The sequence below is a fragment of the Providencia sp. PROV188 genome (assembly GCF_027595165.1).
GTDB classification, from domain to species: Bacteria; Pseudomonadota; Gammaproteobacteria; order Enterobacterales; family Enterobacteriaceae; genus Providencia; species Providencia lanzhouensis.
In genome coordinates this window covers 283,243-306,495 of record NZ_CP097291.1, presented here as the reverse complement: position 1 = coordinate 306,495, position 23,253 = coordinate 283,243, and the positions used below count along the sequence as shown (strand labels likewise).

Sequence of the window (23,253 nt, the reverse complement as noted above, 5' to 3'; positions counted from 1 at the left end):
CTATGAATGAACGCCGCTATCGCCGCATTTGCCAAATGATGGCGATGCGGCAGCCCGACCTAACACTTTGTCTTGAAGAAATTCATAAGCCTCATAATGTTTCTGCAATTGTGCGCAGTGCTGATGCAGTCGGGATCCATAAAATTCATGCCATTTGGCCAGACCAACAGGTTAAACTCTCCGTCTCCTCTGCAGCGGGAAGTAATAGTTGGGTAAAAGTCATCTCGCACCAATCCACCGAAAGCGCCATTACTCAGATAAAATCCCAAGGTATGCAGATTTTAGTCACGAATCTGTCAGATACGGCTGTCGATTTTCGAGAAATTGATTATACCCGCCCAACCTGTATTATGGTGGGACAAGAGAAAACGGGTATCTCGGATAAGGCATTAGCCCTTGCAGATCAACATATTATCATCCCAATGGTTGGTATGGTGCAGTCACTCAATGTCTCTGTCGCCTCTGCACTTATTTTGTATGAAGCCCAACGTCAGCGCCAACTCGCAGGCATGTATGACCGAGAAAATAGTCTATTATCTGAGCAAGAACAACAAGAGTGGCTATTTGAAGGCGGCTATCCTGTATTGGCTGAAGTGGCTAAACGCAAAGGGCTTCCTCGCCCATTTATCAATCAGCAAGGTCAGATAGAGGCTGATGATGCTTGGTGGGCACAAATGCAGCTTTCTGAAAAAATGAAGAGAAAACAACTCAGTTAAGGAATCGACATGAACCGTGGTCTGCTTAATACCATTTCACTGACTTCACTTCATGGCATTGGTGCCAGCCAGTCAGAAAAAATGAGTAAAATCGGGTTGAACACAGTTCAGGACTTGCTTCTGCATTTTCCACTGCGTTATGAAGATCATACGCGTCTTTATCAGATTAAAGACTTGATACCCGGCACAACGGCCACTATCACTGGTCACGTTCTACAAACCAAAGTCGTTTTTGGACGTAAAAGAATGATGACCTGCCTGATCAGCGATGGTACAGGCAACCTAACGCTGCGTTTTTTCAACTTCTCTGCTGCAATGAAAAACAGTTTAGCCGAAGGTCGCCAAGTGACTGCCTACGGAGAAGTGCGTCGTGGTAATACAGGACCTGAAATTATTCACCCTGAATATAAAGTCTCTCAAGAAACGGATAATATCGCCCTTCAAGAGAACCTAACTCCGGTTTATCCGACAACCGAAGGTGTCCGCCAAGCCACACTGCGTAAAGTGATGGAGCAAGCGCTCACCATGTTAGAAAGTGGCAATATTCAAGAGTTACTGCCCGAAGAGTTCAGCCGTAGCCTAATTAGCCTCCCCGATGCCATCCGACTGTTACACACTCCACCACCGGATGTTTCGTTAGAAGAGTTAGAAAAAGGGCATCACCCAGCCCAAAAGCGTTTGATCCTCGAAGAGTTACTGGCTCACCATTTAAGTATGCTTGCCATTCGGGCTGGCAATGAACGGCTCTATGCTGAACCATTGGTTTCATCTGGAAAGTTTAAAACGCCTTTACTGGCAAATTTGCCGTTCTCACCAACTAACGCGCAAAAACGCGTCGTAGCAGAAATCGAAACTGATTTACGAAAAAATGCCCCAATGATGCGTTTGATCCAAGGTGATGTCGGTTCCGGTAAAACACTTGTGGCTGCATTAGCCGCACTGTGTGCCATTGAAAATGGTAAACAAGTTGCCTTAATGGCACCGACTGAAATTCTTGCAGAGCAGCACGCAAATACCTTTAAGCAATGGTTTGAACCTCTAGGTATCAAAGTAGGCTGGTTAGCAGGTAAACAAAAAGGTAAAGCCCGCCAGCAACAACAAGATGCCATTGCGAGTGGTGAAGTCTCGATGGTAGTCGGTACCCATGCCATCTTCCAAGAGCAAGTGAGCTTTCACTCTTTAGGGTTAGTCATCATTGATGAACAACACCGCTTTGGCGTTCACCAGCGGCTCGCTTTGCGCGAGAAAGGTGAACAGCAAGGATTCCACCCACATCAATTAATCATGACCGCTACGCCAATCCCACGCACGCTGGCAATGACTGCTTACGCCGATCTCGATACCTCAGTGATTGACGAGCTTCCACCAGGAAGAACTCCGGTCACTACTGTGGCGATTCCAGACACCCGACGTAGTGATATTGTCGAGCGCGTTCGCCAAGCCTGTTTAGAGGAAGGACGGCAAGCTTATTGGGTGTGCACATTGATTGATGACTCAGAGGTACTTGAAGCGCAAGCTGCCCAAGTTACCAGCGAAGAACTCGCGTTGGCCCTACCTGAACTCAAAGTTGGACTAGTCCATGGTCGAATGAAACCCGCCGAAAAGCAAAGCATTATGGCGGCATTTAAGAATAACGAAATACAGTTACTTGTTGCTACCACCGTTATCGAAGTCGGGGTGGATGTTCCGAACGCAAGCCTGATGATTATTGATAACCCCGAACGGCTTGGATTAGCACAATTGCACCAACTACGGGGGCGGGTTGGTCGTGGCTCTGTCGCATCTCACTGTGTGCTACTTTATAAAACGCCACTCACTCATACCGCCAAGCAGCGCTTACAAGTTTTACGAGACAGTAATGATGGCTTTGTGATTGCCCAAAAAGACTTAGAAATTCGAGGCCCCGGAGAGCTGCTAGGTACCAGGCAGACAGGGAATGCGGACTTTAAAGTGGCAGACTTGCTACGAGATCAATATATGTTGCCAGAAGTGCAACGGCTAGCTAGACACATCCAGCAAAACTACCCCGAGCATGCTCAAAAGATTATTGAACGCTGGCTCCCTGAGCGCGAGCAATATAGCCACGCTTAAGCTTTTTCCTTCCCTAAAATGAAAATTGCCGTGAACACATCCATGTCCACGGCAATACCTGCTTTATTTATACATTTAGTTATATATGTTTGTATTTACTTCAGTACTTGTTCTGTACTAGCCGCCAATCGTTGGGAAAACTGGCAACCATAAGTAGAACTTAATCACTAACGCATTCACAATATCGATAAAGAATGCCCCTACCATCGGCACGACTAAGAATGCTAGGTGAGATGGACCAAATTTATCGGTTACCGCTTGCATGTTAGCGATAGCGGTTGGTGTTGCCCCTAAACCGAAACCACAATGACCCGCCGCTAAAATAGCAGCATCATAGTTTTTACCCATCACACGGAAGGTAACAAAAATCGCATATCCTGCCATAACGCAAGCTTGAACGCCGAGAATGACTAACATTGGGATTGCTAAAGACGCCAGTTCCCACAGTTTTAAACTCATTAATGCCATGGCTAAGAATAAGGATAGACTGACGTTACCCATCACAGAAACCGCGCGGTCAAATACTCGATAAAAACCAAGTAAAGATAGGCTGTTACTTAAGATAACACCGACGAACAATACGCAAACAAATTTAGGCAGTGCAAATGCGGTGCCTGATAGTAGCCCTGCAATCCAGCTTCCTGCTAGCAAACAGATAGCGATCAACGCAATAGTTTCAATCAACACCATCGAGTTGATCATGCGGTTGGATTGTGGCTTTTCAAATGCGGTAGGAACATCTTTGTCCTCATCCGCGGTACCAGGTGTTGGGATATTGCGAATTAAGAAACGTGCAACAGGGCCACCAATAAGCCCTCCAAGTACTAAACCAAAGGTTGCACAAGCCATTGCAACTTCAGTTGCACTCTTGAAGCCATAATCTTCAGTAAAGATTTTACCCCAAGCGGCGCCAGTACCATGTCCACCGGATAAAGTGATTGAGCCGGCTAATAGCCCCATAAGAGGGTCTAAACCTAATAATTTCGCAAGTGCGATACCGACTGTGTTTTGAACTAGCAATAAACCGACAACGACAAAAATGAAAATTAACAATGCTTTACCGCCAGCTTTTAAGCTCGCTAAGTTAGCATTCAAACCAATGGTCGCAAAGAATGCGAGCATCATCGGTTCTTGCAGTGATAAGTCGAAGGAGAGGCTCCAATCAAATACTTGCTTAACCACTAACAGGGTAAAAGCGACTAATAATCCCCCTGCAACGGGTTCAGGGATAGTGTATTTTTCAAGAAATGAAACTGACTTTACCAGTTTACGTCCGAGTAATAGCACGAGTGTAGCAGCGACCAGAGTGCCGTAGACATCGAGATGATACATTTATGTACCTCGTCTGTTGTTAATATTATTTAAAACTAATTAGACGTTATTTTTTTCCTTAAAACGCCAAAAGCAGGTGCATGGATTAGAAAAAAAAATCGCGATAAATACAAGTTAAAACATATAAAAATGTGACGCTCTTAGTTTAATATCCACCTTAATTTTTTTGCGCAACCGATTGCTTTTTGAATTATTCTCTTTAAAATGCGCTTTTTGCTAGTGGAATTGGAATAATGAACGCAACGGCATCTGAAGAACAAAATGTTGAAAAAACAGTACAAAACCAAAGCGAACTGATCTATCGCCTTGAAGATAGGCCACCTTTACCTCAGGCGCTGTTTGCTGCTGGACAGCATCTATTAGCGATGTTTGTCGCGGTGATTACCCCCGCAATGCTTATCTGCCAAGCACTTGGGCTACCCGCTCATGACACCCAGCGAATCATCAGCATGTCATTGTTTGCTTCAGGAATCGCCTCTCTGATTCAGATCCGCGCGTGGGGTCCTGTCGGCTCAGGATTACTTTCCATTCAAGGCACCAGTTTCAACTTTGTTGCACCGTTGATTATGGGGGGAGTTGCACTCAAGCAAGGCGGAGCCGATATCCCTTCCATGATGGCGGCATTATTCGGCACATTAATGGTCGCAGCACTGACCGAAGTTATCTTATCGCGTTTCTTACATTTAGCTCGCCGAGTTATCACGCCGCTGGTTTCTGGTGTTGTGGTCATGATCATTGGTTTATCACTGATTCAAGTCGGTTTAACCTCAATTGGTGGGGGTTACAGTGCACTGAGCGATAACACATTCGGTTCCCCTGATAACCTCATTCTTGCAGGCATTGTGTTAGCCGTCATTATCCTGTTAACTCGCCAGAAGAACCCGTACTTACGCGTTGCATCATTAGTGATTGCAATGGCAGTAGGCTACCTTGCTGCTTGGTGGATGAATATGCTGCCAACTACGCAAGCCAGTGATGCCAATCAATCTCTGATTACGATCCCTGAACCTTTTTATTATGGTCTCTCTTTTGACTGGAATTTACTCATTCCACTAATTCTAATTTTTATGGTGACGTCGCTAGAAACCATTGGTGATATCACAGCAACGTCAGATGTCTCCGAGCAGCCAGTACACGGACCTCTCTATATGAAACGTATTAAAGGCGGTGTATTAGCCAATGGACTAAATTCTATGGTGTCAGCGGTGTTTAATACCTTTCCTAACTCCTGCTTTGGTCAGAATAATGGCGTTATCCAATTAACAGGTGTTGCTAGCCGCTATGTGGGTTACTTAGTGGCGTTGATGCTAGTGCTACTGGGTCTGTTCCCAGCAGTGGCAGGTTTTGTGCAACAAATTCCTGAACCTGTTCTAGGTGGTGCTACCATTGTGATGTTCGGCACAATTGCTGCGTCCGGTGTGCGTATCGTTTCTCGCGAGCCACTCAATCGCCGCGCAATTATGATCATTGCATTGTCTCTAGCCGTAGGAATGGGGGTTTCTCAGCAACCGTTAATCCTACAATTTGCGCCTGACTGGCTGAAAACCCTGTTTTCATCCGGTATTGCAGCAGGTGGTTTAACTGCGATTGTACTGAACTTGATTTTCCCTCACGAAAAATAATTCCCTATACCGCCGCAAGAGTTGAACACGCCGGCGGTTCTTCTGTATGCTATCCTTGAGTTGCCGATATATTAAACATATCGGCAATTTATATTTTTATCTGATTAATAAGGGAGCAGACAAACGTGAAAGGGTTACTGAGGTTTTTCGGCTATATTTTTCTGCTTCTTTTGATTGTATTTCTAGCCTGCTATATTGCCTTACAAACTCGATGGGGAGCAGGTTACGCCAGCCAACTTCTGAGCAAATTTACGCCTTATGACATTAACGTCGGCATTATGGGACATCAATTCTCCGATCCGGGTAAATTTATTTTCCAAGACATTAAGATTGAATCAAGCAACAAGCAGCTAGAATTAGATGCTCGGCAAATTGTGGTGGATGTCAATTGGCGGCATATTTTCAGTGGTGAAGCTATTCAACGCTTAACCATCACTCAAGGAGACTTATCTGCAAACTTTACCGAGAACACATCGCCGCTACCGCTTTCTGCAAAAGTCCTACAATTTGAAAATAGCCAGATTCAATTAACTCAAGACAAAAACACCGTTCAAGTCGCAGGATTTACAGGGGGTATAACCCCATGGAAACCAACAACTGAAAATCCATTTGGTTATGGTGATTTTCGCTTTACTACCAATCAATTAACCTTGAATTCTCTCCCTTTTAGAAATGTCGCGGTCACGGGGAAATTACAAGAAAAGGTAACAGATTTTAGCCAAATCAGCGGCTACCTCAATAATGGGGCGATCACGGGTAAAGGAAAATGGTTTGCTGACGGTTCTATCACCATTGATAACCTGTCGATGAATAAAGTGGGCTGGCAGAATGACTTAACCTTTGATGCGCTGTTTGATGCAATAAACAGTGACCGAACATTGCAAATCAACCAATTACAACTAACCAATGTAGATATTCAAGGGCGCGATTGGGCACTGTCGGGTCTGAGCAGCGAAGTCGATCAAATTGCCTTGGTGAGAGGGAGTTGGAGCAGCCCAAAAAGCCATATTAATTTCAATGTCGATCAATTGGTTATCCAAGACCAGCAAATTGATACGCTCATCGGTGAGCTGAACATTGACGGTGATAACTTCAATGTTGATAAGCTCTCCGGCTACTACAATAAAGGTATTTTTAACCTCAGTGCGGTTTGGCAACGTAATGATAAATCACTGACCATCACTGACGGTACGCTCGCTGGGGTTCTGTATACCTTGCCAGATAATTGGCTGTCGTTCTTTGCTCAACCCACACCAGCGTGGTTATCCACATTCGCCATTGATAATTTTACCGTCACGCAATCTTTGCTGATGAATATTCAACCTGAATTTCCTTTCGAATTTACCGCGTTAAGCGGCAACATTCGCTATGTTGACCTGATCAAACAGAAACAGTGGGGAATCTGGAAGGGGCAAGCTACTTTCAATGCCGATACAGGTACCATCAACCAGGTGATGATCCGTCGTCCACTTTTAGAAATTGCAGGAAGTAATGGGCGTGCCGCCGCAAGCCTCAGTGGCAGCGTTGACCGTGGTATCGCAAAAATTGGTTTACTGGCACAGCAAGAGCCAAATAAAGTACCTTTTGAATTACGTGCATCAGGGACCAACATTGATTTAAGTGATTTAAACCAATGGGGTTGGTCAGGCTTTTCACCACAAATGTGGGGAGATTTCGAGGCTTCATTACAAGGGGATTTACTCGCATCACCTCTAGTATCAAGCCTCAACGGAAAATTAACCGCTAAGCCACTTCAAGGAAGCGCTCAACTGCGTACTGTGGTTGATGGCCATGTGGCGTCTGGCGTCGCCCCCGTAGAGCCATCAGCAGAATCCCAACCCAAGCTAGAATCACACACTGTACCAGCAGAAAATACCTACCCTGTTGATAGGCATGTTCCTGATATGGTTACTCAATAAAGCAGTGAGTTAGTAAGCAATAAAAAAGCAGGCTCATCCCTTCGGATTGCCTGCTTTTTCGATTCTTCACCAAAAACAGTCAGCCACCTAAAAACATTATTCGCTTTTCTCTTTTTTCGTTTCTGGCAGCACCATGTATATGCCGCTAAATACCGCACCCACTTGGTTTTCTGCATTGCTCACATGCACTTCTAGTTTTACCCGCGCTTTACTTCCTCGGGCGAGGCGATCTAAATCCCCACTAAGATGTGAGAGATCGGCCACTGCGGTTGGGCGTCCACTAACGGGTTTTGCGTAGCGAATATTGGCATCTACCAGAACGATTTCTCCGCCTAATTGATGCTCTTGCAGCAGTAGCCAAATCATTCCCCAGCCAGTTAACGTGGCGAGAGAAAACTGGCTTCCAGCAAAAATAGTATTATGAGGATTTTGGTTGCCAGCTTCTGGCATTGTCGTCACAAAGCGCTTTCCTGTGTACTGTTCAATACGTACACCCATTTTTTCACTTAATGGAATATGCTTGTGCCAAGCTTGCTGAAGCTCACCGCACCAATCCGGACGATGGAGAATTTGGTCAAGGGTTTCAATTGGTTTGATCATCAAATAGTGTCGAACAGGGGTTTTCAACTCTCCAGTGACCTCGCCACGACGTTCAAAACCCATTTTGGCGAAGAATGGTACGGCTTCTTCTCGAACACTGGACACGATACGTTTAACACCTTCTCGCCTTGCAATGGTTTCAAGCGCCATAATAATCAGTTTGCCTAACCCCTTGCCTTGCATGACAGGATTAACTGCGAGAAAGCGAATAGCTCCTTCATTATCGGCATTAATATATAGACGCCCAATGGCCAAAATACGATTTTTTTCATCAACCACCATTTGATGGTGAGCGGTTAAATCATAACCGTCTTTTTCAGAGCCAAGGGGTTGTTTGAACGGTTCTCGCAGCATTGACCAGCGAAATTGGTAGTATGCAGCGAATTCAAGTTCATCTTTTGGTGTCCGTAGGTGATACATCTCTCCCCCCTCCCTTAAGCGATTTTTCTACACTTGCAGCCAAAAAGTCACGGGACCATCATTGGTCAAGCTAACTTGCATGTCCGCTGCAAATTCACCAGTTTCTGTCACGATGCCTTGTGCACGGCTTTGCTCAACAAAATATTGATACAGCTGATCCGCTTTCGCTGGCTCCGCTCCGCCGGAGAAACTTGGGCGCATCCCTTTCTTGGTATCTGCGGCTAACGTGAACTGTGAAACCACTAATAAACTTCCACCAGCTTGTTGAACGTTAAGGTTCATTTTGCCTTGGTCATCGCTAAAAATACGATAGCCAAGGACTTTCTCACAAAGGCGTTTTGCTTTCTGCTCATCATCGTCTTTTTCAACACCGAGCAAAACTAAAAGACCAGGACCAATTTGCCCTACTGTTTTTTCATCAACAACCACACTCGCGTGAGTGACTCTTTGGATTAATGCAATCATGGGTACTCGATAAAAAAAGGAGTAACGTCGCCGTTACTCCTTATTAAGAACTGGATTATTCGACTTCGGCGCTAAAGTCGTAAGTACGAAAATATTCAGGAACGGTGTCTTTATTCAAGACATGAACACCTTTGATACCAAGTGCTTCAGCCGCTTTTACGTTTTCTTCTACATCATCAAAGAATACCGCATCAGCTGCTTCAAATTCTTCAGATTCCAGAACATATTTGAAAATTTCTGGGTCTGGCTTACGCATTCCTAAATCTTGGGATAGATACAGGAAGTCAGAGGACGCTGCAATTTCAGGGTAGTGTTCTGGCCAATAATCAAGATGCAGGCGATTAGTGTTAGATAACACGACAACGCGATGACCTTGCTCACGCAGACGTTCCATAATATCAATGACTTCTGGTCTTAGTGAGATGAAAATTGAGTGCCAGCCTTCTGCAAAATCTTCAAAGCTTAGGGTGATACCCAATTCTTCACAGAGCAGTTCAGCAAATTCGATATCTGAAATTTTGCCACACTCGTGGAGTTGGAAGATATTGCCAAAAGTGAATCGCTTTTTGATTTCTGAACTTGGGGTACCACTTAGTTCAGACCACTTATCAAATACACGATTGAAGTCGATATCAATAATCACATTACCCATATCGAAGATATACAGCATAAATTGTCCTCTTAGTTATTCATTAAATTTACTTTAATCATTATTGAGGCAACTGAACAGTCCTAATTGAGGATTATTAAGGTTATTTTTTCAATTTATCGATTAAGCAAATTGGCTAGAGGAATGACGTTTGTGTCTGGATAAACAAATTTTCTCCTCCGATATAACTAAATTCATTTATCGTTCGATTTTTGTGCATAAAAAAAGGTGCCATATTTGGCACCTTCAATTTTAATTCAAAGACTAACGATTAATCTTCTTTAGAACGGCCAGCACGACGGCGATCGTTCTCTGTCAAGTGACGCTTACGCAGACGAATTGACAGTGGAGTTACTTCAACTAATTCATCATCATCGATAAACTCAAGAGCTTGTTCCAGAGTCATTTTGATAGGTGGTGACAGCGTTGTCGCTTCATCAGTACCTGATGCACGCATGTTAGTCAGTTTTTTACCGGTTAAGCAGTTAACAGTCAGGTCGTTAGAACGTGAGTGAATACCGATGATTTGGCCTTCATACACCTCAGCACCGTGACCTAAGAATAACTTACCGCGATCTTGCAGGCTGTACAGTGCGTATGCAACTGCTTTACCTTGACCGTTAGAGATCAGAACACCGTTTTGACGGCCACCGATTTCGCCTGGGCGAACATCATCGTAATGGCTGAATGTAGAGTACAGTAAACCAGTACCTGAAGTCATAGTCATGAACTCAGTACGGAAGCCAATCAGGCCACGGCTAGGAATGATATAGTCTAAACGTACACGACCTTTACCATCTGGCATCATGTCACGCAGGTCACCTTTACGCTCACCTAACGCTTTCATCACGTCGCCTTGGTTTTGTTCTTCAACATCCAAAGTCACTTGTTCGAATGGCTCTTGTTTACGACCATCGATTTCACGAACGATAACTTTTGGACGAGAAACGGCTAATTCGAAGCCTTCACGACGCATGTTTTCGATCAGAACAGATAAGTGCAGCTCACCACGACCAGAAACGCGGAATGCATCTGGATCTTGAGTTTCTTCAACACGCAGTGCAACGTTGTGAACCAGTTCTTTATTCAGACGATCAAGGATTTGACGTGAAGTAACGAACTTACCTTCTTTACCACAGAATGGTGAGGTGTTAACACAGTAGAACATGCTAACTGTAGGCTCATCAACCGCCAGTGCAGGCAATGCTTCAACGTTACCCACTTGGCAGATAGTGTCAGAAATATTCAGCTCACCTAAACCAGTCAGTGCAACAATGTCGCCAGCTTCAGCTTGTTGTGAATCAATACGCTCTAAACCTAAATGAGTCAGAACTTTACCGATTTTACCGTTGCGAGTCTTACCTTCGCTATCGATAACAGTCACTTGTTGGTTAGGTTTAACAGTACCACGCTTGATGCGACCGATACCGATAACGCCTAAGTAGCTGTTGTAATCTAACTGAGAAACTTGCATCTGGAATGGACCTTCCAGATCAACTGCTGGTGGCTCAACGTGTTCCACGATAGCTTCGTACAGTGGAGTCATGTCTTCAGCCATGTCAGTATGGTCAAGACCAGCGATACCGTTTAATGCGGATGCATAAACGATAGGGAAATCTAATTGCTCATCCGTAGCACCTAAGTTCACGAATAAGTCGAATACTTGGTCAACAACCCAATCAGGACGCGCGCCTGGGCGGTCAACTTTGTTGATAACAACAATTGGACGTAAACCGTGGTCGAACGCTTTTTGCGTTACGAAGCGAGTTTGTGGCATTGGGCCGTCCATCGCATCAACAACCAGCAGAACGCAGTCAACCATGGACATAACACGTTCAACTTCACCACCAAAGTCGGCGTGACCTGGGGTGTCTACGATATTGATGTGATAACCATTCCATTGGATAGCGGTGTTTTTAGCAAGGATTGTAATACCACGCTCTTTCTCCAAGTCATTGGAGTCCATAACACGCTCATCAACAGTTTCACGTTCACCGAAAGTGCCGGACTGTTGCAGTAATTTACCAACCAGTGTTGTCTTGCCATGGTCAACGTGAGCGATGATGGCGATGTTTCTTAAGTTTTGAATTGACAAGGATTTTTACCGTTTAATTGACAGGAAAGGAATATGCTTTATGAGTTGTTGTAATGCCCAAAGCATACTTTCTACGTTAATTTGCTGTTATTTTACACGTTTTTCCACACAAGTGGAATAAATGTGAAAGCCATCACTATTAAAAAAGTTTTTAGCTAAAAAACATTCAGTTGCGTCGTCGTGCAAAGATGCTCAAAAAAATAGCAATTATCAGCACTAGGAAATCACAAAGTGGCAGGATAATACGCTAAAAAGGAAATATTAGCAGCCGAAAAAAAGAATAAAAAATAAACTTTCTTCGTCTATCACTCATTTCAATGTATTTTTTATTGTTTAGATATATCTAATTTGACAATTTAGATATATCGGAATAAAGTGAACTCATCAACGCAATTTAGATATATCGAAATAATAACAGAGGTTCCTATGAGAATACATCAATGCCGTCATGTTTATGCCTCACATCATGACGAACATCAACGAGGACACGGTGGCTGCTGCCACAATAGCGAGCACCAAGAACATCGCCATGGTCATGACCACGGGGAATGTTGTCACGGCGAGGGTCGTCACGGTCGCGGACGCGGTGAAGGCTGCCACGGCGAGGGTCGTCACGGTCGTGGACGTGATGAAGGCTGCCACGGCGAGGGTCGTCACGGTCGTGGACGTGATGAAGGCTGCCACGGCGAGGGTCGTCATGGTCGCGGACGCGGCAAAGGCTTACGTCGCCTATTTGACCATGGAGATCTGCACATTATGGTGCTCTCTTTAGTAGCAAAAAAACCAAGCTATGGTTATGAAATCATCAAAGACATCCAAGAAGCATCTAATGGCTTATATGTACCAAGCCCTGGGGTCATCTACCCAACCTTAACCCTATTAGAAGAACAAGGCTTTTTGGAATCCCAAATTGTCGAGCGTAATCGCAAAAGTTTCTCTATTACTCCAGAAGGGGCTGAACACCTCGCGCAGAATAAAGAAACTGAAGCCGTTATCAGCCGTAAATTAGCCAAAGCCCGTGAACTACAGCAAGGCACCAACTTATCAGAAGATATCGAAATGGCAGTGAGCCGTTTTAAAGCCCTGCTCCGCCACAAAATGGTGCTCAAGCAATTAAATGAAGAACAAACTCATCAAATTGCAGCGATCATCAATGATGCCGTCAAACAAATTGAAGAAGTAAACACGTTATTAACTGACAGTAATGACGAATAAACCTTTTTATATCTCTAAAAATACCAACGGTGTCGCGCCAATCAATGGCACTACACCGTTTTTGTTTCCGCTTTTCATTAATTGCACCATATTGGTGCAGCAAATCTTTTCCTTGCACCAATACAGCGCAATGATAGACTGTTTTTTAGCCTAATCATTGCCATCTTCTTGTCATCATCCCCATTTACGATGATTTTAAAAGTTGGCACGCTTTTCGCTTATATAACCCTAGAGAGCTTGCAATATTGTTAATGAAATAATCATTAATCTTGCGAAGCCAGATAAACCAACCCATGCGCACCTTAATTGCTGCGTGAGTTGATTAGACCCGACCAGGAGAGCCGAGAATGTCCGCTAAACATGTTTTATCGTTAATCGAAGAGCACAATGTTAGATTTATTGATCTGCGTTTTACTGATACAAAAGGTAAAGAGCAACACATCACTATCCCTGCTCATCAAGTTGACGAAGACTTCTTTGAAGAAGGTCAAATGTTTGATGGCTCATCCATCGGTGGCTGGAAAGGCATCAACGAGTCTGACATGGTATTAATGCCTGATGCATCTACCGCAATGTTAGACCCATTCTACGCCGATAATACCTTAATCATTCGTTGCGACATTTTAGAGCCAGGCACTATGCAAGGTTATGATCGCGACCCCCGCTCTATCTCTAAACGTGCTGAAGATTACCTGCGTTCTAGCGGCATTGCGGATATGGTGTTATTTGGACCTGAACCAGAATTTTTCGTGTTCGATGACATTCGCTTCGGCAACAGCATGCACAGCAGCTACTATCACATCGATGATATCGAAGCCGCATGGAACACTGGCACTAAATACGAAGGCGGTAACAAAGGTCACCGTCCAGCAGTGAAAGGCGGTTACTTCCCAGTACCACCAGTAGACTCATCACAAGATTTACGTTCGGCTATGTGTACCACGATGGAAGAGATGGGCTTAGTGGTTGAAGCTCACCACCATGAAGTGGCAACTGCAGGTCAAAACGAAATCGCAACTCGCTTTAATACCATGACCAAAAAAGCGGATGAGACTCAAATTTACAAATACGTTGTCCATAACGTTGCACACGCATACGGCAAAACTGCGACCTTTATGCCAAAACCATTAGTTGGTGATAACGGTTCCGGTATGCACTGCCACATGTCTTTATCTAAAGGTGGTGTGAACCTATTTGCAGGCGATAAATACGGCGGATTATCTGAGATGGCGCTGTACTACATCGGCGGTATCATCAAACACGCTCGCGCACTGAACGCATTCACTAACCCAACGACTAACTCCTACAAACGTTTAGTCCCAGGTTTTGAAGCACCAGTAATGCTGGCTTACTCTGCACGTAACCGCTCTGCTTCTATCCGTATCCCAGTGGTTGCAAGCACGAAAGCACGTCGTATCGAAGTTCGCTTCCCAGACCCAGCGGCTAACCCATACTTAGCGTTTGCTGCTCAGTTAATGGCAGGTCTTGATGGCATCATCAACAAGATCCACCCAGGCGATGCGATGGACAAAAACCTGTATGACTTACCGCCAGAAGAAGCCAAAGAGATCCCAACAGTGGCGGGTTCTTTAGAAGAAGCACTGGCTGAACTGGATAAAAACCGTGAGTTCTTAACTCGTGGTGGTGTATTTACTGACGATGCTATCGACGCTTACATCGAATTACTGCGTGCTGATATCCAACGCGTTCGTATGGCACCACACCCACTCGAATTTGAAATGTACTACAGTGCGTAACACGCCGTTCCACTGATAGTCTTTGTTGCCGTGAAGCACTTGCCCCATCTTTGGATGGGGCCTTTTCTCTGCACCGAGTGATAAACAGCAAATATTGGCTTCGACGTATCGGTTAATCAGTAAATAACGTATAATGCACCAAAATAGTGCAGGAGCAATATTACATGAAAGCCGAGCATTTACCTGTCCCCGAACATCTCCTCGATTCCTTAATTAACAGCGTATTAGTGCTGGATTACGATTTAGTCATTCATTATGCCAACCATGCCGCCTTACAAATTTTGGCACAAAGCCCCCGTAAGCTCTATGGCACCCCGCTCCCGTTACTATTCAACTATTGTTCATTAAATGATGAACAGATGCTCAATAGCCTCAAAACCGGCCACAGTTTTACCGAAAACGAAGTGACTCTGGTGCTTAATAACCACTCTCACATGATGTCTTTAAGTGCTCAGCCTTTATCCGACCAATTTATTCTTGTCGAGCTGTCCCAATTGGATAGCCAGCGACGCCTTAGCCAAGAGTTAGCGCAAAATGCCCAGCAGCTTGCTGCCCGTGAATTGATCCGTGGGCTTGCCCATGAAATCAAAAACCCATTGGGTGGATTACGTGGTGCGGCGCAATTATTGTCTAAGGCGCTGCCCGACCCGCAGCTAAATGAATATACCCAAGTGATTATTGAGCAAGCCGATCGCCTACGTGCCTTAGTCGATAGGTTATTAGGACCTCAATATCCGGGACCGAAAACCGAGCAAAGTATCCATCATAGTGTGGAAAATGTGATGCGCTTAGTCGGGTTAGAAAAACCAGACAATATCACGCTGGTTCGCGATTACGACCCAAGCCTTCCCGATCTGGAATACTACCCAGACCAAGTAGAGCAAGTGCTGCTCAATATCACGCGTAACGCCTTGCAAGCACTTGGCGATACGGGTGGCACCATCACTTTGCGCACGCGCACCGCATTCCAAGTGATGCTGCAAGGGGAGCGCTATAAGCTGGCTGCGCGGATTGATATTGAAGATAACGGTCCCGGTATTCCACTCGCTATCCAAGATACGCTGTTTTACCCGATGGTCAGCGGTCGCCCTGATGGCACTGGCTTAGGCTTATCTATCGCGCGCAGTCTAGTGGATCAACATGCGGGGAAAATTGAGTTTAACAGTTGGCCGGGTCACACCGAGTTTTCTATTTATCTACCCATCAAAAAATAGGAGATAGCCATGCAGAAGGGAAAAATCTGGGTTGTTGACGATGACAGTTCAATCCGCTGGGTACTAGAGCGAGCGCTCAACAGTGCCGAACTTAATTGCACCTGTTTTGACAGCGCCGATGCGGTGCTTGCCGCCCTCAACAATGACGTCCCTGACGTATTGCTCTCCGATATTCGTATGCCGGGCATGGATGGGCTTGCCTTACTCAGCCAGCTAAAACAGTCCCATCCATTACTGCCGATTATTATCATGACCGCGCATTCCGATTTAGATGCCGCCGTTAACGCTTATCAATCTGGCGCTTTTGACTATCTCCCTAAGCCTTTTGATATCGATGAAACCGTCGCCTTAGTAGAGCGCGCACTAAACCACAGCCGTGAACAAAACAATGCTGCTAGCGATAAACCGCAAGCCGCGGTGATTTCGTCAACGATGATCGGCGAAGCCCCTGCTATGCAGGAGGTGTATCGGATCATTGGGCGCCTTTCCCGCTCCTCAATTAGTGTGCTTATCAACGGGGAATCAGGTACAGGTAAAGAGCTCGTTGCCCACGCATTGCATCAACACAGCCCACGCGCCAACGAACCTTTTATCGCCTTAAATATGGCGGCTATTCCAAAAGATTTAATTGAATCCGAACTCTTTGGGCATGAAAAAGGGGCTTTTACAGGCGCATCCCAAGTTCGCCAAGGGCGCTTTGAACAAGCCAATCGAGGTTCACTATTCCTCGATGAAATCGGTGACATGCCTCTGGATGTGCAAACGCGCTTATTGCGGGTACTGGCTGAAGGGCAATTTTATCGAATTGGTGGCTATACCCCTGTTAAGGTCGATGTGCGAATTATCGCCGCAACGCACCAAAACTTAGAAAAGCGCGTGGAAGAAGGATTATTCCGCGAAGACTTGTTCCATCGACTGAACGTGATCCGCGTACAGCTTCCGCCATTACGGGAACGCGTTGAAGATATTCCTCGTCTGGCCCATTACTTTTTGCAAAATACCGCCAAGGAGTTAGGGGTAGAAAGCAAAGTTCTGCACCCTGACAGCATTAAAATTCTTCAACGCTATTCTTGGTCGGGAAATGTGCGCCAATTGGAGAACGTCTGTCGTTGGTTAACCGTGATGGCAGCTAGCCAAGAAGTGCTTCCGCAAGATTTACCAAGCGATCTATTTAATAAGCAAGAATCCAACAAGTCAGCGAAAGAACCTGCTTCATCCGCCATCCATTCTCAAGATCCTAACCTCACATGGTTTGATCTATTAGAAAAATGGACTGATTCCGCACTGAACGCCGGCCAGCAAAATTTATTTAATGACGCCATGCCGTTATTAGAGAAAACCATGCTCAATTGCGCCCTCAAATATACCCACGGACATAAGCAAGAAGCAGCTCGCTTATTAGGCTGGGGTCGAAATACCCTAACGCGAAAATTAAAAGAGCTCGGTATCGAAGATTAATTTCTAGAAAGCTCACCATCTAGCAGCTATGATTTAATTAGGTTAACACGCGAAAAAACGTGTTAACTTTTCATTGGTTAATATTGATTATCAATAAAATATCATCAAAAAGCCGCACTAATTGAATATCGATGCTCGATAACCATCATCTGTCAATATACCGTCATTGAGGGTTTCCTATGAGCGAAAACCATACAATATCCGAAATTATTGGACATAAAATAACACTAATCCGTGAATATCATCATTTGTCATTAAAAGAACTAGCTGATGAAATTGGTGTTTGCGAATTTCAACAGCTGAAATATGAAAAAGGAAAGGCACGAATTCCCGTCGATAAACTAAAACAATACGCCGATTATTTTGAGATTAGTTTATTAAGCTTTTTTATATTTAGTGAAGCGGAGAAGAAATTTATCGTACATTATCTTAATAAAAAGTAATCACTATAAGATATACGCAAATAGACCAATCTTATTTCATGATTGAAATAGGATGATTTAACTTCATAAAAAATAAATCAATATATAAATAAGAATATTGTTTTATGTCAAAACCTGCCATCAATATTTTACATTTACGATAAAATCTCACTCTCCCAACCCATAAAGCGTGTTTTTGTACAATCTCGCACTCTAAAATAAATCCTGACATTTAATTTTTATTTTCAATTCACATTGAAATTGAAATTATTAATATTTCAATTTTCCAAATTAACCTAAATAAAAACCCCACCCGTATAGTGAATTTAAAACAAAAATAAATAACCGTAACTTAAGATGAAATTTAAAATCTAAAAAAACACAAACTTGTTTATTTATAAAAACAAACACAAAATACTTAAGCTTTAATTCACAAGCGAAAAACATTCACGAAATTATATTTTATATCGAACTCAGTTCGGAGAGTTAAAATGAAAAAACAGATTATTGCATCGTTAATTGCAACAGGAACTTTATTAATTTCTGCTAATGGCTTTGCCAAAGATGGTGATATTAATTTCACGGGCGAAATTACCGATAACGCATGTCAGTTAGCATCCGGTTCTGATGCTATTCAAGTGAACTTAGGTAAAGTCTCTAAAACATCGCTGGCGGGTACTGGTAGTACTGCCGCTGCCACTAAGTTTACCATTCAATTAGAAAACTGCCCTGCCGCAGTAACAACTGCAACGGTAAAATTTGATGGCGTTTCTTATGAAGGTGATAACAGCGTTCTGCAGTTAACCAATGCAGGAACATCTGGAATTGCTAAAGATGTTGGTATTCAGATCCAAGACGTTAAAGGGATCACCGTACCTTTATATACAGCATCCAGTGAATATGCCCTAAAAGAAACGGTTGTAAATAATTTAGATTTTACCGCGCGTTATATTGCGATGTCTGATGCTGTTAGTGCAGGTTTAGCAAACTCAACGGCAACATTCACAATTAATTATAACTAATTTCAATTTAAGGTTTATAGGGATATAAGCCTTAGTGATTTATTTTTTGTTTTGTTATAACTCAGTGGTGGCTATATGAAATCAATAATTACTATTTTTATCTTTCTTTTCACACTTATCAGTACAGCCAATGCCGGTGTCATTATTGGTGGTACCCGCGTCATTTATCCTGAAGGGAAAAAAGACGTGAGCATTAGCGTGGAAAATCCAGATAAAATGCCTTATTTAATTCAATCATGGATTGAAAACGCCAATGAAGGCAAGCAAACGGACTTTACTATTACGCCACCACTTTTTCGTTTAAATCAAGAAAAGACAAATGCTTTACGGATATTTCTAACCCAAGACTCTCTACCAAAAGATAGAGAATCTTTATTCTGGTTAAATGTAAAAACAATTCCTGCAACAGAGAAAAAATCAGAAAACTCACTAAAGATCGCATTCAAAACTCAGATGAAATTAATTTATCGCCCTGATTCATTAACGAATGTCGATTTTAATGAAGAGCAAAAAAAACTTAAGTGGTCGAAAAACAGTAAAGCCATTACTGTTAATAACCCAACACCTTATTATATGAACTTCCAGAGTATTAAATTTAATGGAAAGAGCGCAGAAAACATTTCTTATGTCGCACCATTTTCAGAGAAAAGTTTTAATATTAGCAATCCTGAATTACATGGAACTATTAAATGGGAAGTAATTAATGATTATGGCTCCGCCAATATTCCAGCAGAAATAAAAATATAGCCTTAAGGATAGTTAGGTTTATCTATGAAAATAAATAAAATATGCCTTAGCCTATTTTTATCTCTAGGCTATATTGCGACGTCTTCGGCAGAAACGGACACCTATTTTGATCCTGAATTTCTTGAGCTACCGAATAAAGAATCCGTGGACTTAGAACAGTTTGAGCGTAATGAACAATTACCGGGTCAATATTATGTGGATATCTATATTAATAAGAGCTTGATTGGCTCAAAAAGTGTTAGCTTTTCCACCAATAAAAATAATGAACTAGAACCTTGCTTAACCCTCTCTGACCTGAAAGATGTTGGGGTTAAAGTCGGGGAATACCCTGAGCTGCAAGTCACGGGTAACCAATGCATTAATTTATCTGCTATCCCCGATGCCAAAAGTGAGTTTGAATTTGGTTCTCAGCGCCTTTATTTAAGCATTCCGCAAATTGCATTGAACATGAACCCGCGCGGTTATGTGGATCTCGCAGCGATCGACGATGGGATCACTGCCCTATTACTCAATTACAGCTATAACGGCTCGCGCAATACCGATCGTAAAAATGATAATAACAGCAGCAATTCCAACTATGTGAACTTGCGCCCAGGACTGAATATTGGCCCGTGGCGTCTGCGCAACTACACGACGTGGCAAAGTAGTGATGGGCAACGTAATAAGTGGGACACGGTATATACCTATTTAAGCCGTAATATCAATGCGATAAAAAGTCAGCTGATCCTCGGAGACAGCTCATCACCGTCCGATATTTTCGACAGTGTGCCGTTTCGTGGGGTACAGCTTTCCACTGACGATGATATGAACCCGGAAAGTCTACGTGGGTATGCGCCAGTGGTACGGGGTATTGCGCGCAGTAATGCGCAGATCACCATTCGTCAAAACGGTTACACCATTTACCAAACCGATGTGGCAGCGGGTCCGTTTGAAATTAACGATCTCTACCCTACAGGGGGTAGTGGGGATTTACACGTTACGATTAAAGAAGCCAACGGTAGCGAACAGTACCAAATTATTCCGTTTGCCTCTTTACCGGTTTTACAACGTGAAGGCTATCTCTCCTATAGCGTGACAGGCGGGCAATACCGCAGTTATGACAGTAGCGTAGATAAAAAAACCTTTGCGCAATTTGCACTAACTTACGGTCTACCATGGGGAGTAACTCTGTTTGGCGGAAGCCAAGTCAGTGACAAATATCAGGCTTACTCCATCGGTTCAGGGCAAAACTTAGGACGCTTTGGTGCGTTATCTATCGATGTCACCCACGCCAGTTCGACCCTCAGTAATGGTGAAAAAGAGAGCGGACAATCCTACCGTTTTCGCTATAACAAAAACCTGAATGATATTGGCACCAACATCGCTTTAGCGGGCTATCGTTATTCCACTAAAGGGTTTTATAGCTTGTCGGAAGTGTTTGATGGCTATCGAAAAGAAGCATTTACCGCATTGCATGAGCGCCGCCGTAACCGTGGAGAAATTACCCTTAGCCAAAGCTTAGGGGATGGTTGGGGTTCCTTATCGGTAGGTTTTGTGAGTGAAGATTACTGGAATAGCGATCGCAAAACTCAGTCTACAACTATTGGCTATAACAATAGCTGGAACGACATTAGTTATGGCGTGAATTATAGCTATAACAAAAACACCAACCCAAATAACTACGATGGACGCAATAAAGACGATGATCACCAGTTTGCCTTTACGGTGAGTGTGCCATTTAGCCTGTTTGATAGCACTTTCTATTACAACTTTAACGGCACAAACAGTAGTAGCAATGGCTCCTCAGGCAGCATGGGGGTTTCGGCAACGCAACTGGATAATCGCTTGAACTGGAGTGCTCAACAAAACTTCCCAACCCGCGATTCTGGGGCTTCCGGTAACTTAAACGCCAGCTACCGAGGGCAATATGGGGAAGTTTCTGGTGGTACGGGTTACAGCACCGACAATTACAACCTGTATTACGGTGCCAGTGGCAGCGTGGTCGCCCATTCCGGAGGGGTAGTTCTCGGTCAGCAACTGGGTGAAACGGCTGCATTGGTGGAAATTCCCGATGCGGCTAATGTCCCTATTCTGAACCAAACTGGTATTCAAACTAACGGGCAAGGCTATGCGTTAGTGCCGTATGTCACTGCATATCGCAGCAATGGCATCCAAATTGATACCAGTAAATTGCCAGATGATACCGAAATGGAGTTAACCACCCAGAATGTGGCACCAAGCCGAGGGGCAATTGCCAAAGCCAGCTTTAATGCCAATGTGGGCTATCGCGCCATCATGACCTTACATTTTAAAGATGGCAAACCCGTGCCATTCGGGGCGCAGGCAATTTTCCCAAGCAATAATCAGCTCAATGCCATGGTCGGTAATGATGGGGAAATTTATCTGTCAGGAATGCCAGAGAGTGGCTCATTTACGATTCAATATAACGATAAGCAACAGTGTCAGGTGAATTATAGCTTGGCGGGATTACCGAATTATATTGGCTTATATAAAACGGAGGCGGTATGCCAGTAACTGGAGGATATATGAAAAAGAATTTAAAAAAATTCGCTATGCTCGTCAGTAGTATTATTGTTTTTTATTCTAGCACGGTTAATGCATCCTGCATCAAGAACCCTAATTTCAGTGGTGTCAATAGAACATTACCGAGTGCCACGTATACAATACAGTTTGATAATACTAATTCATACACCATTGATACATTAAAAACGAGTAGCTACGTTAGTACTAAAACTAGCCTAGCAAGATTGCCCAATGATGTTGAATGTCGAGGTCAAATGCGTGCATATTATTTATCGCCTTGGTCTGGGCGTTTCTCTGTAGATAGAGTGTCGACCAACATTCCCGGTATTTACTTAAAAGTCTACGCTAGGGGTGCAGGCTGGGTACCCGTAAGTAGCCCTATAGCTACTACATCATATATCATGGACCCGTCATTTAATTGGCAGGTCGATATTATAAAGCAAGGCAACGTAACACAAAGTACAACCATCAACAGTGGTGCCCTCGCGGAAATTTACCAATTTAATTATGTTAATAGTTCTCGGTTCAATGTATCAACTCTTTATATTCCCGCAAATGGAATCAGAATAAATGTTGTAAATTGCTCATTAAAAAACAATCAAAATACCTACAACATTAATATGGGCGACTGGTATGACACACAATTTAAAAATATTAATGACACACAAGGTACCACCGCCATTCCGATTGCATTAAGTTGTCTTACTGGTACCAATATTAAGGTCACAGTGACTTCAGATAATATCGATAATGCGGCCAACGGTCGACTAGGTTTAACCGGTGCAGATAAAGCGACAGGCATTGCAGTTCAATTATTAAACAATGCAGGAACACCTATTGTATTAAATCAACAATTTATTCAGCAAAATGGTGTAACTCAAACCGATTATATTTTTGGCTGGAAAGCCCGTTATATTAAAACGGCCGCAACAGTTACACCGGGTACGGCAAATGCCAATGCCACTGTCAATATTCGCTATGAATAG

General features: G+C 43.6%; 18 protein-coding genes. 13 read left to right on the top strand and 5 right to left on the bottom strand.

Going from position 1 to position 23,253, the window contains the following annotated elements:
- The first annotated feature begins 2 nt into the window (after nt 1–2).
- Complete coding sequence (gene trmH / locus M5X66_RS01360; RefSeq protein WP_036948577.1) at nt 3–716, top strand: tRNA (guanosine(18)-2'-O)-methyltransferase TrmH; 714 nt, start codon at nt 3–5, stop codon at nt 714–716.
- A 9-nt stretch (nt 717–725) separates the two neighbouring features.
- A complete protein-coding gene (gene recG / locus M5X66_RS01355; RefSeq protein WP_036948574.1) occupies nt 726–2,807 on the top strand; it encodes an ATP-dependent DNA helicase RecG in 2,082 nt (693 codons plus the stop codon).
- A gap of 117 nt (nt 2,808–2,924) precedes the next feature.
- Here recG and gltS read toward each other — a convergent pair whose 3' ends face one another.
- The gene (gene gltS, locus M5X66_RS01350; RefSeq protein ID WP_036948572.1) at nt 2,925–4,139 is read right to left on the bottom strand and encodes a sodium/glutamate symporter; all 1,215 of its coding nucleotides are present in this window, start codon (nt 4,137–4,139) and stop codon (nt 2,925–2,927) included.
- Between the two features lie 233 nt (nt 4,140–4,372).
- Here gltS and M5X66_RS01345 point away from each other — a divergent pair, with 233 nt between their 5' ends.
- Together M5X66_RS01345 and M5X66_RS01340 are read left to right on the top strand one after the other, a co-directional pair.
- Nucleotides 4,373–5,761 carry a uracil-xanthine permease family protein gene (locus M5X66_RS01345; RefSeq protein ID WP_036948569.1) on the top strand — a complete coding sequence of 463 codons (1,389 nt, stop codon included), beginning with the start codon at nt 4,373–4,375 and terminating at the stop codon, nt 5,759–5,761.
- A gap of 125 nt (nt 5,762–5,886) precedes the next feature.
- Entirely contained in the window at nt 5,887–7,680 is a 1,794-nt protein-coding gene (locus M5X66_RS01340; protein ID WP_270103819.1) for an AsmA family protein, read from the top strand.
- Nucleotides 7,681–7,776: 96 nt separating this feature from the next.
- Here M5X66_RS01340 and fabY read toward each other — a convergent pair whose 3' ends face one another.
- The 4 genes from fabY to typA all read right to left on the bottom strand — a co-directional run bounded on the left by fabY (nt 7,777) and on the right by typA (nt 11,909).
- Complete coding sequence (fabY, locus tag M5X66_RS01335) at nt 7,777–8,700, bottom strand: fatty acid biosynthesis protein FabY (protein ID WP_036948563.1); 924 nt, start codon at nt 8,698–8,700, stop codon at nt 7,777–7,779.
- 27 nt (nt 8,701–8,727) lie between these two features.
- On the bottom strand, nt 8,728–9,165 hold the full coding sequence (gene dtd / locus M5X66_RS01330; protein WP_036948561.1) for a D-aminoacyl-tRNA deacylase: 438 nt from the start codon (nt 9,163–9,165) through the stop codon (nt 8,728–8,730).
- 55 nt (nt 9,166–9,220) lie between these two features.
- Nucleotides 9,221–9,835 (bottom strand): glucose-1-phosphatase, encoded by a 615-nt coding sequence (gene yihX / locus M5X66_RS01325; protein ID WP_036948558.1) that lies wholly within the window; start codon nt 9,833–9,835, stop codon nt 9,221–9,223.
- Between the two features lie 250 nt (nt 9,836–10,085).
- On the bottom strand, nt 10,086–11,909 hold the full coding sequence (gene typA / locus M5X66_RS01320) for a ribosome-dependent GTPase TypA (RefSeq protein WP_036948555.1): 1,824 nt from the start codon (nt 11,907–11,909) through the stop codon (nt 10,086–10,088).
- A gap of 426 nt (nt 11,910–12,335) precedes the next feature.
- Between typA and M5X66_RS01315 the strand changes: the two genes are divergently transcribed.
- The 9 genes from M5X66_RS01315 to M5X66_RS01275 all read left to right on the top strand — a co-directional run bounded on the left by M5X66_RS01315 (nt 12,336) and on the right by M5X66_RS01275 (nt 23,253).
- Nucleotides 12,336–13,124 (top strand): PadR family transcriptional regulator, encoded by a 789-nt coding sequence (locus M5X66_RS01315; protein ID WP_270103818.1) that lies wholly within the window; start codon nt 12,336–12,338, stop codon nt 13,122–13,124.
- A gap of 347 nt (nt 13,125–13,471) precedes the next feature.
- On the top strand, nt 13,472–14,881 hold the full coding sequence (gene glnA / locus M5X66_RS01310; protein WP_036948546.1) for a glutamate--ammonia ligase: 1,410 nt from the start codon (nt 13,472–13,474) through the stop codon (nt 14,879–14,881).
- 164 nt (nt 14,882–15,045) lie between these two features.
- The gene (gene glnL / locus M5X66_RS01305) at nt 15,046–16,095 is read left to right on the top strand and encodes a nitrogen regulation protein NR(II) (RefSeq protein ID WP_036948543.1); all 1,050 of its coding nucleotides are present in this window, start codon (nt 15,046–15,048) and stop codon (nt 16,093–16,095) included.
- Nucleotides 16,096–16,104: 9 nt separating this feature from the next.
- Entirely contained in the window at nt 16,105–17,553 is a 1,449-nt protein-coding gene (gene glnG, locus M5X66_RS01300) for a nitrogen regulation protein NR(I) (RefSeq protein WP_270103817.1), read from the top strand.
- A gap of 179 nt (nt 17,554–17,732) precedes the next feature.
- Complete coding sequence (locus tag M5X66_RS01295) at nt 17,733–17,996, top strand: helix-turn-helix domain-containing protein (RefSeq protein ID WP_154609485.1); 264 nt, start codon at nt 17,733–17,735, stop codon at nt 17,994–17,996.
- Nucleotides 17,997–18,466: 470 nt separating this feature from the next.
- Nucleotides 18,467–18,997, top strand: coding sequence for a fimbrial protein (locus M5X66_RS01290; RefSeq protein WP_154609486.1), 531 nt, complete (start codon nt 18,467–18,469; stop codon nt 18,995–18,997).
- 75 nt (nt 18,998–19,072) lie between these two features.
- Nucleotides 19,073–19,744 (top strand): fimbrial biogenesis chaperone, encoded by a 672-nt coding sequence (locus tag M5X66_RS01285; protein ID WP_154609487.1) that lies wholly within the window; start codon nt 19,073–19,075, stop codon nt 19,742–19,744.
- 24 nt (nt 19,745–19,768) lie between these two features.
- Nucleotides 19,769–22,258 (top strand): fimbria/pilus outer membrane usher protein, encoded by a 2,490-nt coding sequence (locus M5X66_RS01280; RefSeq protein WP_154609488.1) that lies wholly within the window; start codon nt 19,769–19,771, stop codon nt 22,256–22,258.
- Nucleotides 22,249–23,253 (top strand): fimbrial protein, encoded by a 1,005-nt coding sequence (locus M5X66_RS01275; protein WP_230083344.1) that lies wholly within the window; start codon nt 22,249–22,251, stop codon nt 23,251–23,253. Before M5X66_RS01280 ends, M5X66_RS01275 begins: the two co-directional genes overlap by 10 nt.